At 69.8% G+C, this 232-nt stretch carries 1 pseudogene; it reads left to right on the top strand.

Annotated features, from left to right (window positions below):
• A pseudogene (locus H489_RS0119245) lies at positions 1–232 on the top strand (hypothetical protein); the annotation flags it as partial.

Below are 232 nucleotides of genomic sequence, written 5' to 3'. Positions count from 1 at the left end.
AGGCCGGCCGGGTGTTCATGCGCATCTGGCTCGAGTTCTCCGCACGCGGCATCGCCATGCACCCCTTCGGCACCGTGATCACCAACCCACGGTCACACGCCGCGTTCGTGGAACGCGCGGGCGTCGACGAGTCCGACGGGCGGATGGCCTGGATGCTGTTCCGCTTCGGACACAGCGACCCACCACCCCTGGCACACCGCCGACCCGCAGCAGCGATGACCGTCGGGGGGAC

Source organism: Curtobacterium flaccumfaciens UCD-AKU, assembly GCF_000349565.1.
Classification (GTDB): domain Bacteria; phylum Actinomycetota; class Actinomycetes; order Actinomycetales; family Microbacteriaceae; genus Curtobacterium; species Curtobacterium poinsettiae.
This window is presented reverse-complemented; position numbering and strand designations above follow the sequence as displayed.